At 68.1% G+C, this 12,263-nt stretch carries 12 protein-coding genes and 4 pseudogenes; 9 read left to right on the forward strand and 7 right to left on the reverse strand.

Annotation, left to right across the window (positions count from 1 at the left end; translation table 11 throughout):
- Positions 1-148 precede the first annotated feature (148 nt).
- A pseudogene (locus tag ABZ826_RS37650) lies at positions 149-320 on the reverse strand (transposase); the annotation flags it as partial.
- A gap of 273 nt (positions 321-593) precedes the next feature.
- On the opposite strand from ABZ826_RS37650, the pseudogene ABZ826_RS37655 reads away from it, so the two are divergent.
- The 9 genes and pseudogenes from ABZ826_RS37655 to ABZ826_RS37695 all read left to right on the forward strand — a co-directional run bounded on the left by ABZ826_RS37655 (position 594) and on the right by ABZ826_RS37695 (position 6,989).
- Positions 594-898, forward strand: a pseudogene (locus tag ABZ826_RS37655) (transposase).
- 306 nt (positions 899-1,204) lie between these two features.
- Positions 1,205-2,116, forward strand: coding sequence for a glutaminase (locus ABZ826_RS37660; RefSeq protein WP_361458876.1), 912 nt, complete (start codon positions 1,205-1,207; stop codon positions 2,114-2,116).
- A 75-nt stretch (positions 2,117-2,191) separates the two neighbouring features.
- Positions 2,192-2,349, forward strand: a pseudogene (locus ABZ826_RS37665) (IS701 family transposase); the annotation flags it as partial.
- A 361-nt stretch (positions 2,350-2,710) separates the two neighbouring features.
- Positions 2,711-2,962: pseudogene (locus ABZ826_RS37670) on the forward strand (helix-turn-helix transcriptional regulator); the annotation flags it as partial.
- Positions 2,963-3,187: 225 nt separating this feature from the next.
- Positions 3,188-3,343, forward strand: a complete 156-nt coding sequence (locus ABZ826_RS37675; RefSeq protein WP_361458878.1) for a hypothetical protein — start codon at positions 3,188-3,190, stop codon at positions 3,341-3,343.
- Positions 3,344-3,814: 471 nt separating this feature from the next.
- A complete protein-coding gene (locus ABZ826_RS37680; RefSeq protein ID WP_361458880.1) occupies positions 3,815-4,396 on the forward strand; it encodes a hypothetical protein in 582 nt (193 codons plus the stop codon).
- A 78-nt stretch (positions 4,397-4,474) separates the two neighbouring features.
- Positions 4,475-4,786, forward strand: a complete 312-nt coding sequence (locus tag ABZ826_RS37685) for a hypothetical protein (RefSeq protein ID WP_361458882.1) — start codon at positions 4,475-4,477, stop codon at positions 4,784-4,786.
- A gap of 90 nt (positions 4,787-4,876) precedes the next feature.
- A complete protein-coding gene (locus ABZ826_RS37690; RefSeq protein WP_361458884.1) occupies positions 4,877-5,560 on the forward strand; it encodes a GGDEF domain-containing protein in 684 nt (227 codons plus the stop codon).
- A 397-nt stretch (positions 5,561-5,957) separates the two neighbouring features.
- Entirely contained in the window at positions 5,958-6,989 is a 1,032-nt protein-coding gene (locus ABZ826_RS37695) for a 7-epi-alpha-eudesmol synthase (RefSeq protein ID WP_361458886.1), read from the forward strand.
- A gap of 31 nt (positions 6,990-7,020) precedes the next feature.
- On the opposite strand, the gene ABZ826_RS37700 is transcribed toward ABZ826_RS37695, so the two are convergent.
- The 6 genes from ABZ826_RS37700 to ABZ826_RS37725 all read right to left on the reverse strand — a co-directional run bounded on the left by ABZ826_RS37700 (position 7,021) and on the right by ABZ826_RS37725 (position 12,172).
- The gene (locus tag ABZ826_RS37700) at positions 7,021-8,265 is read right to left on the reverse strand and encodes a cytochrome P450 (RefSeq protein ID WP_361458888.1); all 1,245 of its coding nucleotides are present in this window, start codon (positions 8,263-8,265) and stop codon (positions 7,021-7,023) included.
- Entirely contained in the window at positions 8,262-8,867 is a 606-nt protein-coding gene (locus ABZ826_RS37705; RefSeq protein ID WP_361458890.1) for an ATP/GTP-binding protein, read from the reverse strand. Before ABZ826_RS37705 ends, ABZ826_RS37700 begins: the two co-directional genes overlap by 4 nt.
- The gene (locus tag ABZ826_RS37710; RefSeq protein ID WP_361458892.1) at positions 8,848-9,219 is read right to left on the reverse strand and encodes a DUF742 domain-containing protein; all 372 of its coding nucleotides are present in this window, start codon (positions 9,217-9,219) and stop codon (positions 8,848-8,850) included. The genes ABZ826_RS37705 and ABZ826_RS37710 overlap by 20 nt, the downstream gene beginning before the upstream one ends.
- Entirely contained in the window at positions 9,216-9,626 is a 411-nt protein-coding gene (locus ABZ826_RS37715; protein ID WP_351084604.1) for a roadblock/LC7 domain-containing protein, read from the reverse strand. Before ABZ826_RS37715 ends, ABZ826_RS37710 begins: the two co-directional genes overlap by 4 nt.
- Before the next feature lie 5 nt (positions 9,627-9,631).
- Positions 9,632-11,335, reverse strand: coding sequence for an ATP-binding protein (locus tag ABZ826_RS37720; protein ID WP_361458895.1), 1,704 nt, complete (start codon positions 11,333-11,335; stop codon positions 9,632-9,634).
- A gap of 261 nt (positions 11,336-11,596) precedes the next feature.
- Complete coding sequence (locus ABZ826_RS37725) at positions 11,597-12,172, reverse strand: IS3 family transposase (protein WP_361458897.1); 576 nt, start codon at positions 12,170-12,172, stop codon at positions 11,597-11,599.
- Positions 12,173-12,263 lie beyond the last annotated feature (91 nt).

Below are 12,263 nucleotides of genomic sequence, written 5' to 3' on the forward strand. Positions count from 1 at the left end.
CCGATTTTGATCAGATACGCCGACGATCTTGTGGCTCTCTGTCACAACCGTGACGAGGCCGAACAGGTCAAGGCTCGGCTCGCCGCGTGGCTGACTCGGTGAGAGCGGTGACGATCTTCCGGGTGATCGCGAGGTGCTCGAGGTGGGTCTCGGTCGCCAGCGACAGCTCGACCAAGGTCTTCACCGGCCCCTCCGCGCACCGCATCGGTGAGCCCGAAGAGCGCATCCGGGCGGGCGTAGAGACTCTCGTAGAACTCGAGCCGAAAGCGGGACAACAGGCCCGACGCCTCGCCTCCGGGCACATCGACAGGCAGGCTCATGGGCAGCGGCCGTTCCCGGCGTGCTTCGTTACTCGACATCTCGAAGCGTGAAGAACGGCCGTCTCATATGCCCCGGGTACCCAGCGATCTCAGCAGGTCGAGTGAACACCGACGTTAAACGTCAAGCTCAGCCCAACTCAAAGCGCTGAAGCGGGAGAACACCGAACTCAAGCGCGTGAACGACATCGTGAAAGCCACGGCGTCATTCTTCGCGGCCGAGCTTGACCAGGGCCCACCCGGTCCTGGCACCGTGCCTACCTGCTCAAGGCGAGCCTGCGGATGGCCCTCAAGCAGGGCCAGGACACCGCGCAGGCGCTGTGGGACTGGGTGGGGTGGGCAAAGCGCCGCCGTCTGGAGCCCTGTGTGAAGCCCCAGCGCTCCATCGTCAAACGCTGGGATGCCATCGCCGCAGCTGACGAGCACGGACTGAGCAACGGACTCGTCGAGAGCATGAACACCAAGATCCGGCTGATCAGCGCATGGCCCTCGGCTTCCAGGACGCCACCTCCTTCATCACCCTCGCCATGCTCAGCCTCGGCGGACACAGTCCCCACCTACCGCACCGTCAAACCGCATAACCCCACCCACGGAAGCGACCGAAGAGCCACTTTCTTTACCACCGGTAAGCTGCGCTGTCAGACGAAGCAGCGAGATGCCCGGCCGGGTGGTGATGGCGGTCCGTCGAGGGTGTTGGTCCGTTCGTGGCAGGGCTACCGGTAAGTGGGTTCATCACGCCAGGAGCCGCAGTTCACGGGACTGTCGACGTGTGTGACTGTGAGGTTGCTCCCCGGCCACCGTGCAGGGTGACTGCGGCAGCGTGCGCGGAGCGGTGTAAGCGGCCGCTACCCTGCGTAGGACTCATCAACCCGGCCCCGAAGGACGGCATGGACTACCCGGAATTCCTGCGTATGGCGATGGTGGCGGCTCACCGTGAGGCGGGAAAGGGGCATGTCGCCGATTACATCCCGGCATTGGCGGGGGCGGTCCCGGATGCCTTCGGGATGGCGCTGGCCACGGTCGACGGTGAGCTCTACGGCGTGGGGAACTGGAAGGAGCCCTTTTCCATCCAGAGCATCTCAAAGCTGTTCTCCCTGGCACTGGTTATAGCCGAGGGCGGGGATATGCTATGGACCCGTGTCGGGCGGGAGCCCTCCGGGACGCCTTTCAACTCGCTCGTACAGCTGGAGGCCGAGCGCGGCATCCCGCGCAATCCGTTTATCAACGCCGGCGCCGTCGTCGTCACCGACCGGCTGCAGACGCTGACCGGGGACGCGTCCCAGAGCGTCCTCGGTTTCCTCCGGGCGGAGTCCGGAAATCCCGGGATCAGCATCGATCCGGCGGTCGCCGCGTCCGAGGCTGCCCACGGCCACCGGAACGCAGCCCTGGCCCACTTCATCGCCAGCCACGGCAATCTGGACAACGCTGTTGCCGTCGTGCTCAAGGAGTACTTCGCCCACTGCTCCATCAGCGCCAGCTGCAGCGACCTGGCCCTTGCGGGCCGCTTCCTCGCGAGTCACGGGGTGCGGGCCGACGGAACGCGGATGCTCAGCAGCACCGAGGCCAAGCGTGTCAACGCCGTCCTGCTGACCTGCGGAACCTACGACGCCGCTGGGGAGTTCGCCTACCGGGTCGGTCTGCCTGCCAAGAGCGGTGTCGGCGGCGGAGTGCTCGCGATATTGCCGGGCCGGGCGGCGCTGTGCGCCTGGAGTCCTGCCCTGGACGGGGCCGGCAACTCTGTAGGCGCAGTGGCGGCGATCGAGGCCTTCACCACCGCCACCGGGCTCTCCGTGTTCTGAGACGTCGGCGAAATGTCCTTCCCCTCGTAGCGTGGAGTCGGTGCTCGCAGGGGAAGTTGAGGCCACGGGGTCCAACAGGTCCGCCGCTACCCCGGCTGGCACCGCCACATCACCCTGATCATGGCCGCCCACGCCTGCCTCACCGTCTGCGGGCCCGCCAGCTCGACACCGGGAAAGCTGAAACGGATCCTCCCGGCTCATCCACCTCAGCCTCGCCGAGATCAGACGCCTGATCCACCGCACCGGGCCGCTGGTGGAGGGCAGGCGGAGCGAGTGGTTCAGCGGCCGCTGGCGGATCCGCGACGGGCTACTGATCACGGCGGTCACCCCGTCGCGTGCGGAAACGGGCACGGGGGACGCCTGCGGGAACGGGTCGGCGTCCCGCACGGGCCCGCCACGCGGGGGCGTCGGGCCAGACCCTCCACATGGGGGTGGCGGGGCCGATGGGACGGCCAGCATCCTGTCAGTGCGCGGCCGGTCACGGAACGTATCCGTGCTCGGGGTCGATGGCGCCTTGGCCTGAGGGAGAAAGCGTCCGTGATGGGCAGTCAGTTACCCGAGGGGTACGTGTGGATGCCGGCCGACGGGACGGTTCTGGACCGTCTCACCGACCGTGAGCTCCAAGTCCTCCTGCTGCTGACGCAAGGCATGTCGAACGCGGAGATCGCGGACCATCTGGTCGTCACCGAGGCCACCGTCAAGACCCACGTCGGCCGGATGCTGGCGAAGCTCGGGCTGCGGGACCGGGTCCAGGCGGTGGTCTTCGCCTACGAGACCGGGCTGGTACGTGCCGGCCAGGACCGGTCCGGCGCGTCCGGCACGCGTGACGCCGCGCGTCTTTCCTGACGTCGCAAGCACGTTCCGGGTGACACCGGCCGCGGGACACGGACAAAGGAGATACCCCTGCACCGCAACGCACGGCGGGTCGTTCACCGGGCCGCATCCATTCCGGCCTGCACGGCCCTTGTGTCCACGGCATTCGGTTGTTCGTCCGGCGGCTCCGACCGCTCGCCACCCCCGGACCGACGAACGAGCCCCGACGCCGAGTTCCGTGAGAGTGCTGTACGCATCGTGATCGAGACGGGAAAGCCGATCCCGCGGGTCGCCGACGAGCTCGGAGTCCACGCGGGCACGCTGCAGCTGGGTCTCGCGCTGGCGCCGGAACAGGTCGGCATTCGCCGATCGGCCCGCGCCCGAGGCTGCCGGCGGGCGGATGCGGGAAAGTGAGCGGGGCGAACTGGATCGGCTGCGGCGGGAGATGAGCGAGAAGAACCAGCGGATACACGAGCTGGAGATGGAGCGTGATGTCCTCAAGCGATGCATGGGCTTCTCTGGGTGAAGTGACCGAACAGGCACCGGCCAAGGTGGCCGCGTCTATCGGGTCCAGAGGACCGAACACGACGTCCCGCACCGTCTGGACTACCGCGTGCCGGGGATCTCGGAGTCCTGGTTCCACAAGTGGCGCCAGCAGCCCGTCACCGCCCGCCAAGTGCGGAAAGGGCAGTTGTCCGACGCGGTCCGGCGGATCTTCGACGGGGCGGTACCTACGGCTCCCCCGAGATCAACGGCGACGGGATGCCAATCTCGTCAAGGCGGCGACAGGTGGTGCGGTCAGGTGAACGCGAGCCCGTCGCCGATGAGCCTCAGATGTCGCTCAAGTTGTGTTCCCGGCCCCGCTATGAAGCAAATACTCTCAGCATGACTGGAGTCGACTGGGGCACCGTTCCTGCTTGGGCAAGCGCCATCCTGATTGGGGGATCGCTCCTCTTGGGCTTCTACATCCTGCTCCGCGACCGCCGGAAGGGAGAACGGGCGGATGCCCAGGGCGTGATCTGCTGGACGGACTTCAACGGTGAACAGTCCACCACGTACGCACTGAACACCGCCGGCCGACCGATTGCCCAGGTGACTCTGCTGACGCCCAGTTCCAACCCTGACTGGAGCACCTCGAATAAAAGCGCGGTCGCCCCGCTGATTTGCGCGGACCAGGAGGTGCTTGTGACCACCAAGCGGGTCGTCGAAGGTGTCGACCGCGTCTGGACGGAGAACATCCCCTACGCGATCCGCTTTACGGATGCGGATGGTCAGGAGTGGCTGCGTGACCTGCAGTTCGGCACCCTGGACCGAGGGGGCTGGTTGTCTTCGGGCCGCCGCTTTCGGCGGGCCGTGCGGGAGCGGCGTGAGCTGCTGCGCCGTGGTTGCGTTCCCTATCCCTCCCGGCGCTGGACTTTGCGGTTCATGAGCCGCCGCCTCAAGCGGGCCAGTGGCCCGAAGGCGTGATCGGACGGCAGTCGTATGGGAGAACCGTTCAGCGCCGTTGAACGACCACGTCGGATTGCACCGCGATCAGGAGAGGAGATGGACGTCATGACCCTGCCCTACTTCCAGGTCGACGTCCCGATACACAACGACAGCGGCCTATCCGGGGTACACATCTTCACCGGCCGTGCAGACAGCCGCAGCACGGCCGTCCGGCTCGCGCACGAGGTTTACGACACAGCCCTCGCCGCGCAGCAGGCCGGACTCGAAATGCCCGGTAAACGGCCGGATGGCTGGGGAGCGCGCGGTGTGCGCCTCGGCTGGGAGCTCGATTGGAAGGCCGCGACCGCCGGCCGCTGGAACGACCCGAACGGCTGGACCCGCGCAGACGACGGAGACTTCGAGCTGTAGCTCTGCCCCGGGACAGGCGTCCAGGCGTGGAAACCGACCGCCTGTCCCGGGCCCACCCAACACGTACGAGACGAGAGGGAGATCCCCAGTATGAACTCCGTTCTGCGCGTTCAGGGCCGGATCGGCTTGCGCACCCTCCTGATCGCCACCGCCACCGCCGCCGTGCCGTTGACCGGCTGGGCGGTGCACGCGGTCGCGCTGCACAAGCGGCTCGCCGCGACGAAGCGCGACCCGTTGACCGGTCTCCTGCGCCGCGACTCCTACACCGCCCGCGCGCGGCGGCTCCTGTCCCGGCACGGAGACGACGCGACCGTGGTCTTGGTCGACGCCGACAGGTTCAAGGCCATCAATGACGGCATGGGCCACGCGGCCGGGGACACCGTCCTCGCGTCGATCGCGGCCCGGCTCACGGCCTGGGCGGGTCCGCGCGCCGCGATCGGCAGGCTCGGGGGCGATGAGTTCGCCGTGGTCCTGGAGCTGACCGCCGACCTCCGCGCGCACCGCCTGGAGCAGCTGGTCCGGATGCTGCACACGCCGGTCACCCTGGACGACGGCCGTACGGTCGACGTTGCCGCTTCGGTCGGCGCCGCGACGCCGGATGCGATCGGCAGCCGCGACCTGACTGCGTTGCAGAGGGCGGCTGACGCTGCCCTGTACGACGGCAAGCACTCCGGCCGCGCGGTCCTGGCGACCGCCTCGCACACCACGACGCCGTCCATCAACGGCCGCCGGGCGGGCAGGCTGGGCACGGCCGTGTGGGGGCGTGCGGCATGAGCACCGCGACCCTTCCGCCGGCGGGCGAATGGATCCGCGGCATCACCGTCAAGCAGCCGCACGCCATGTGCATCGTCGCTGGGGCGAAGACGATCGAGAACAGGCCTCAGCACTGGTCCTGGCGGGGTTGTCTTGAGCTTGTTCTGCTTTGACGGACACAATCGGTGTAGTGGTCAGGCCGCGAGAGCGGCGTCATATTCGGCGGGACTCTGATAACCGAGGCTGCTGCGCAGCATCACGACGGGGCGCCTGTAGATCATTTAGGGTGGGGCATCCTCGTAGCACCTCCCGGTCCAACGTTCGCACGATGAATCCCAGTTCGAGTGTGCGGGTGGTCGGCGCGGCCGCTCGTTCGCAGGGTGGGGGACTCTGCGTTCCGTCTCCCGAAAGGAAGCACATGCCTCAGGACGTCCGGTTCGACCTTCCCTTCAACACCCCTGTCAGCCCACATCTGGAGTACGCCCGCGACCGCCATCTGCTCTGGGTGCGGGAGAGGGGGCTGGTGCGCAGCCCGGCCGGCTTCGAGGAGTACCGGTCCTGGGACCTCTCACAGGCTGCGGCCCGCACCTACCCCCACGCCTCGGCGGACGACCTGGTTGTTTTGATGAATTGGTTCTCCCTGGCCTTCCTTTTCGACGACCAGTTCGACGCCGGCCGGCCGGACCGTGCTGACCGGATAGCGGAGGTGGCGCGGGAGCTGATCGCCACGCCGCTGCGTCCGGCGGGCACCGCGCCACGGGTGGTCTGTCCCATCACCCTGGCCTGGGTGGAGGTCTGGGAGCATCTGTCGAATGGGATGTCCCTGACCTGGCAGGCGCGGTTCGCCGTCTCCTGGGGGCGGTTCCTGGTGGCGCACTGCGAGGAGGTGGACCTCGCGGCCCGCGGGCTGGCCGGAACGCTCGGGCTCGATGCGTATGCCGACTTTCGGCGCCGTACCGTCGGCATCCATCACAGCATCGACGCAGGCGAGAGCAGTCGCGGCTTCGAGGTACCGGCTGCGGTGATGGCGCATCCGCTGATGGAACGGATGCGGGATCTGGCCGCGGACACCATTGGGTTCATGAACGACATCCACTCCTTCGAGCGCGAGCGGCGTCGTGGGGACGGCCACAACCTCATCGCTGTCCTGCGCAGGGAGCGGGACTGCTCGTGGCAGGAGGCCACTGACGAGGCGTACCGCATGACGACCGGCTGCCTCGACGAGTACCTCGGCCTTGAGGCCCGCGTCCCGCAGATGTGCGACGAGCTGGGCCTCGACGCGGACGAGCGGGCCCGGGTGGGGATGGGCGTGGAGGCCGTTCGGCACTGGATCAACGGCAACTACGAGTGGGCGCTGACGACTGGCCGGTATGCCGCGGACAAGGACGGCCCGGCGGCCACGGCCGAGCTGGCCGGGCGAGGATCGGTGGACGACCTGCTGACCATGTGAGGCGAGCGCACCGCCCTGCCGGGCGGTGCGCTCAGACCGCGAATTCGACCGGGAGGCTGTCCAGCCGCGACTCCCAGGTGGAGGCCGTGGAGGTGAGTTCCGACGGCGGCACGGCCAGGCGCAGCCCCGACAGCCGGTGCAGCAAGACGTCGACCGCCGTCTCGATGATGGCCTGGCCCATGTTCTGTCCAGGGCATTCGTGCGGGCCGGCGCTGAAGGCTAGGTGGGAGGCGTTGCCCTGGACCGAGATGCCGGTGTCGGGGCGGATCTCGGGGTCGCGGTTGCCGGCCGCGAGGCCCAGCACGAGCAGATCGCCCTCTTTGACCGGGCAGCCGCCGAGTTCCAGGTCGGCGGTGGCGAACCGCCCCGGCAGCACGGCGAGCGGCGGGGAGTTCCACATCACTTCCTCCACGACCGTGGACAGGTTCAGCTGCCCGCTCACCAGGCCTGACAGCCAGGATGTGTCGGTGAGGACGAGCTGGAGCGCCCGGGCCAGCAGGTTACTGGTCGTGGTGTGGGCTGTGATCAGAACCAGGCGCAGGTGGTTGACGATCTCCTCCTCGTCGAGACCGGAGTGGTGCTCGATGAGGCCGGAAGCGAAGTCGGATCCGGGTTCCCTGCTTTTGCGCGCGGTGAGTTCACCGAGGATGCCCATGATGCGCTCGTTGTGCGTGAGGGCGTCCGCGCCGCCCTTGATCACCTGCTTGCTGGACTCGGCGAGGTTGCGTCCCTCCCTCTCGGCGAGTCCGAAGACGCGGGTGAGGACCAGCATCGGGAGGTACTCGGCGAAGTCGGCCACCAGGTCGGCCCGGCCGGCATCGGCGAACGCATCGATCTGCTTGTTCGCGAAGTGCGTGATATGACGGCGGATGCCCCGGCCGGCCACGGCGTACAGGTTGTCGGTCACCGCCCCGCGCAGCCGGCGGTGCGGCTCGCCGTCCTGCGAGACGCAGTCCGGGCGCCAGCCCACCATCTGCATCAGCGGAGACGTCGCGTCGATCCGACCATCCCTGAAGTCCCGCCAGATCCGCGAGTCGCGACTGAACAACAGCGGGTTGTCCAGCACCCGCCGGTTCTCCCGGTAGCCGAGCACAAGCCAGGCGGGGACGTCGCCCTCCAGCAGCACGGGCGCGACGGAGCCGTACTCCCCCCGCAGCCGCCTGTAGATGACGTGAGGGTCGGTCGCCACCGCGGGGCCGTAGAGCCGGATGACGTCCTCACCGCGAGCAACGGGGCATCCGCCGCCGACGGGTCCGGACAGAGTCTGGTCGTTCATCGGAGCTCCAGGGCGGCGGCCGAGCGGTCCTTCAGATGCCGAATCAGAGTGACGAGCACATCACGGCTGGCGGCCCGGTCGCGGGCGTCGAAGGAGACGACCGGTGTATGCGGGGAGATGTCCAAGGCGTCGCGAATCTCGTCGATTGGGTAGTCACAGGAGTCCGGGAAGACATTGAGCGCGATGACGAAGGGAACCTTTTGCCGCTCCATCTCCTCAATCGCCCGGAAGCTGGAAGCCAGCCTCCCCGTGTCCACCAGGACGACCGCGCCGAGCGCACCCTTGAACAGACCGTTCCACAGGAACCAGAACCGCTCCTGGCCGGGCGTCCCGAACAGGTACAGCATCAGCGAGTCGTTGAGGCCGATCTTGCCGAAGTCCAGGCTGACGGTGGTCTGTGTCTTGTCGGCGACGCCGATGAGGTGGTCGACGTCGGCGCTGGCCTGGGTGAGGGTCTCCTCGGTGGTCAGCGGCTTGATATCGCTGACCGAGCGGACCATGGTGGTCTTGCCCGTGCCGAAGCCTCCGGCGATCATCACCTTCACCGAGCGGGTGTCCCCGGCCCCCAACCGCCCGGGTTGGTCAAAGCCTTTGAAGTCCACTGAGTACCTCCTCAAGGAGCGCTAGGTCGGGCCCGCGACCGGCGTCGTGTGCCGGGATGGGGTCACGGGCTTCGATGCGACCCGCCTGGAGCAGGTCGGACAGCAGCACCGCGAGAATGTTGAAGGGCAGGTGGAGGTGGGCACCGAGTTCCGCCACCGCCAGCGGATCACGGCATCGCCGGAGGATCTCCTCGTGCTCGTGCTGCATACCCGGTAGAGGGGCGGCCCGTGAGACCACGAGGGTCGCCACATCGAGAGCCGACGCCGAACCGCCCGGCCCGCTGCGCCCTCCGGTGAGGACGTAGTAGCGCTCGAGACCGGACGGGTCGACCGGCCCGCGGGGGGCACTCATCCAGAGCGCTCCTCCAGGCGCGGCGTGGTGCCGAGGAGTTCACCCATTCTGCGGGCGAGGTCCCTCATCTGGTGGCCGAGCAGGCCCTGGTCGAGGCCCTCGCGAGCCAGGACACCGAGATACGTCTCCATGCCCGCGCGGACCACGAAGAGGTGCCCGCCGTCCACTTCGATCATCGCCAGTCGCAGCTGCCCCGCGTGCTGCGGGAACTGCTCGGCGACCGGTTGGGCCAGCGCCTGCAGCCCGGCTACCACGGCGGCGAAGCGGTCCACGTCGTCGGGGTCTTCGGCGCCGTGGGCAGTGATGGCCTTCCCGTCGCTGGAGGCCACAAGGGCGAAGCGGATCTCCTGGATGCTCTCCACAAGGTCGCGCAGCGCCCAGCTCACGTCTGTTCCCTGGTAGGTCATGGGGACTAGTCGCTCTCTTCAGTACTGTGCTCGATGGACGCTCCACCGGCGGTCGTGTCGCGGTTGCCAGTGGCCTTGGGTGTCGGGGACGCGCAGGCCGACGGGCCGGGGTCGTGTCCAGCGGCGGCAAAGGCGGCGAGGCCGGCGAAGGAGGCGTCCGACGGAACGGCGGAGACGTCGGCCCGGTCGGCGCGCTCAGCCGGCGTCGATCCTCCGACTGGCTCGCTGCGTCGGTTCCGGCGCCGGGGCAGTCCGCCCGGTGTGGTCTCCACGGCGTCATCGGCGGGGGCCGGGACGGCGGCCGGTCCGTACTCCGGGGCCGCCGGTGCGGCGGCGGGCGGGACGTTCTCCGCCGGCGGGGCCTCCGGAGCGGTGACGGAGGGTGCGGGGGGCGAGGCGAGAGCCGGCAGCGGGCTGAAGTACTTGTGCGGTACGACGACCACGACGGAGGTGCCCAACCACGGCGAGTCGGCGAAGGTGACGCGGATGCCGTAGCGGCGAGCGAGGATTCCAACGACGCGCAGGCCGATGTTCGCGTCCTCCGAGATACCGCCGAGGCCCGCGCCGGGCGCGGAGCCCGCGAGGGCGTGCTCGACCTCGCTCTTCTTCTCCTCGCTCAGACCCTTGCCGGAGTCCTGGATCTCAATGCCGACGCCGTTGGGAACCTCCTTGCCGGAGATGACCACCGGCTCGGTGGGCGGCGAGTACCGCGCGGCATTGTCCAGCAGGTGCGCGAAGATCAGCGTCAGATGGTCCACCAGTCCGCCGTCGACGCCCAGTTCGGGCAGATGGCGCAGCTGGACGCGGTGGAAGTCCTTGATCCGGCCTATGCCGCCGCGCACCACACTCAGCAGACGCTGCGGCTCCTGCCACTGCCGGCCCGGGCGATCGGAGCCGCCGAGCACGCCGATGCTGGCGGCGAGGCAGTCGGCGGGGCCGATGGCCTGGTCGAGTTCCATCAGGCCCCGGGCGATGGCTGGCAGCCGGCCGTGCTCGCCCTGCATATCGTGCAGCCGGCCACGGAGATTGCTGGTCAGGACGTGGATGCGGTTACCGACACTGATGACGGCCTGTTCGGCGGAGGTCGAGCGGTTGATCTCGGCCTCGTTGCCGATCAGCGCGGTCCTGAGGACCTTGCCCAGTTCGGCCTGCAGGTCGGCACCGGCGTTCACGCTCTGCTCGACGGTCGGCAGAATGTCGTCGACGGCGTCGCCTGAGCGCAGCCGCCGCATCGCGTCGGGCAGTTGCTCGTCGGCGAGCCGTGACACCGCGGCGAGATTGTGGTCCAGTCGCTCCTGCAAGGACTCGGCCTGCTCAGCGAACCGGGTCTCGAACGCCGTGGCCTGCTCGGCCAGCTGCGCCTCGTACGTCTGCGCCTGCTCGGCGAGCTGTCCCTCCTGGGCGGCGACCTCGATGGCGAAGTTCCGCTCCAGGCCAGCCACATGCTGCTGCCACTGCTGGGAGTGCTCGGCCTGCGCGGTACGGTGGGCCTCATCGGCCCTGCGCAACTGCGCGCGGGTGCGCAGGAGAAGGCGTACACACACGGTACCGGCCGCCGTCGCCGCAAAACCGGCGACGGCCGCGGTTATCCGCTCCGAGCTCATGAACGTGACGGCTATCGTCCCGACTCCCAGACCCAGTGGCATCAGCCACCAGCTGTGCCAGGCAACAGGGGCCCGCGCAGCCGGAGGCGGAGTGGCGAGTTCCATCTGCATCCTTCGAAGCGAAACGATCGAACAGGGGGTGCGCAAGGAGACCGCACTGATGAGTACGCATCACGAGCCGATCGGTCACGATCGCGTCAACTCGCGGGCACCATGCAGAGCTTATCGGTTACGTACCCAAAAAGATCAATTCCGCGATGTTGCAGGAGTGAGGATCCCGCCCCGCCATGAGGCGTGGCGAGCCGCATCAGACGATCGCGCTCCAGCCACAACTGAAGTTCCCCCCTAATCGTGGACAGCGGGTGGTTACGCTGCGGGGGCGAGGTCTTGCACCGTCAGTGCCCTGGTTTCGAGGGGGGTGACGTAACCGTAGACGGGGTGCTTGCGCAGGCGGGTGCGGTTGTACTCGACCTCAATGAAGCGGAAGACATCGGCTCGGGCAGCCTCATGGGACTCCCAGACGGTGGTCCCGATCTCGGCTTTCAGCAGCCCGAAAAAGCTCTCGGCTGCGGCGTTATCGTAACAGGAGCTCGTTCTGCCCATGCTCTGCCGCATATTCAACTGCCGTAGCTGGCTGCGGTATTCGCGCGAGGTGTACTCGGATCCGCGGTCCGAGTGTGCGATGCAGCCCTCCTTGAGCAGGCCGCGGCCGGCGGCCATCTTCAGCGTGTCGACAACCAGCGCGGAGCGGTGGTGGCCGGCCATCGCATAGCCGATCACTTCCCGGGTCGCCAGGTCGATGACGGTGGCGAGGTACCACCAGCCGGTAAGGGTAGGCAGATAGGTGATGTCCGAGACCAGCTTGGTGCCGGGCTCGACGGCGGTGAAGTCACGTCCGACCAGGTCAGGGGACGGGGCCGCCTTCTTGTCCGGGCGGGTCAGACCCGAATCCGCAGGTAGTGCGGGGTATGCGACAGCTGATACAGCGACAGGTGCACTTTGCCGGTGAGAAGATCGAGGTTCCTACGCCTAA

The sequence above is a fragment of the Streptomyces sp. NPDC047515 genome, assembly GCF_040643055.1.
GTDB lineage: Bacteria > Actinomycetota > Actinomycetes > Streptomycetales > Streptomycetaceae > Streptomyces.

Excerpts from the sequence above, each read along its gene's own strand:
- ABZ826_RS37720 (WP_361458895.1), bottom strand. The coding sequence starts at position 11,335 with ATGGAACTCGCCACTCCGCCTCCGGCTGCGCGGGCCCCTGTTGCCTGG.
- ABZ826_RS37680 (WP_361458880.1), top strand. The coding sequence starts at position 3,815 with ATGACTGGAGTCGACTGGGGCACCGTTCCTGCTTGGGCAAGCGCCATC.
- ABZ826_RS37660 (WP_361458876.1), top strand. The coding sequence starts at position 1,205 with ATGGACTACCCGGAATTCCTGCGTATGGCGATGGTGGCGGCTCACCGT.
- ABZ826_RS37710 (WP_361458892.1), bottom strand. The coding sequence starts at position 9,219 with ATGAGTGCCCCCCGCGGGCCGGTCGACCCGTCCGGTCTCGAGCGCTAC.
- ABZ826_RS37685 (WP_361458882.1), top strand. The coding sequence starts at position 4,475 with ATGGACGTCATGACCCTGCCCTACTTCCAGGTCGACGTCCCGATACAC.
- ABZ826_RS37700 (WP_361458888.1), bottom strand. The coding sequence starts at position 8,265 with ATGAACGACCAGACTCTGTCCGGACCCGTCGGCGGCGGATGCCCCGTT.
- ABZ826_RS37715 (WP_351084604.1), bottom strand. The coding sequence starts at position 9,626 with ATGACCTACCAGGGAACAGACGTGAGCTGGGCGCTGCGCGACCTTGTG.
- ABZ826_RS37695 (WP_361458886.1), top strand. The coding sequence starts at position 5,958 with ATGCCTCAGGACGTCCGGTTCGACCTTCCCTTCAACACCCCTGTCAGC.
- ABZ826_RS37690 (WP_361458884.1), top strand. The coding sequence starts at position 4,877 with ATGAACTCCGTTCTGCGCGTTCAGGGCCGGATCGGCTTGCGCACCCTC.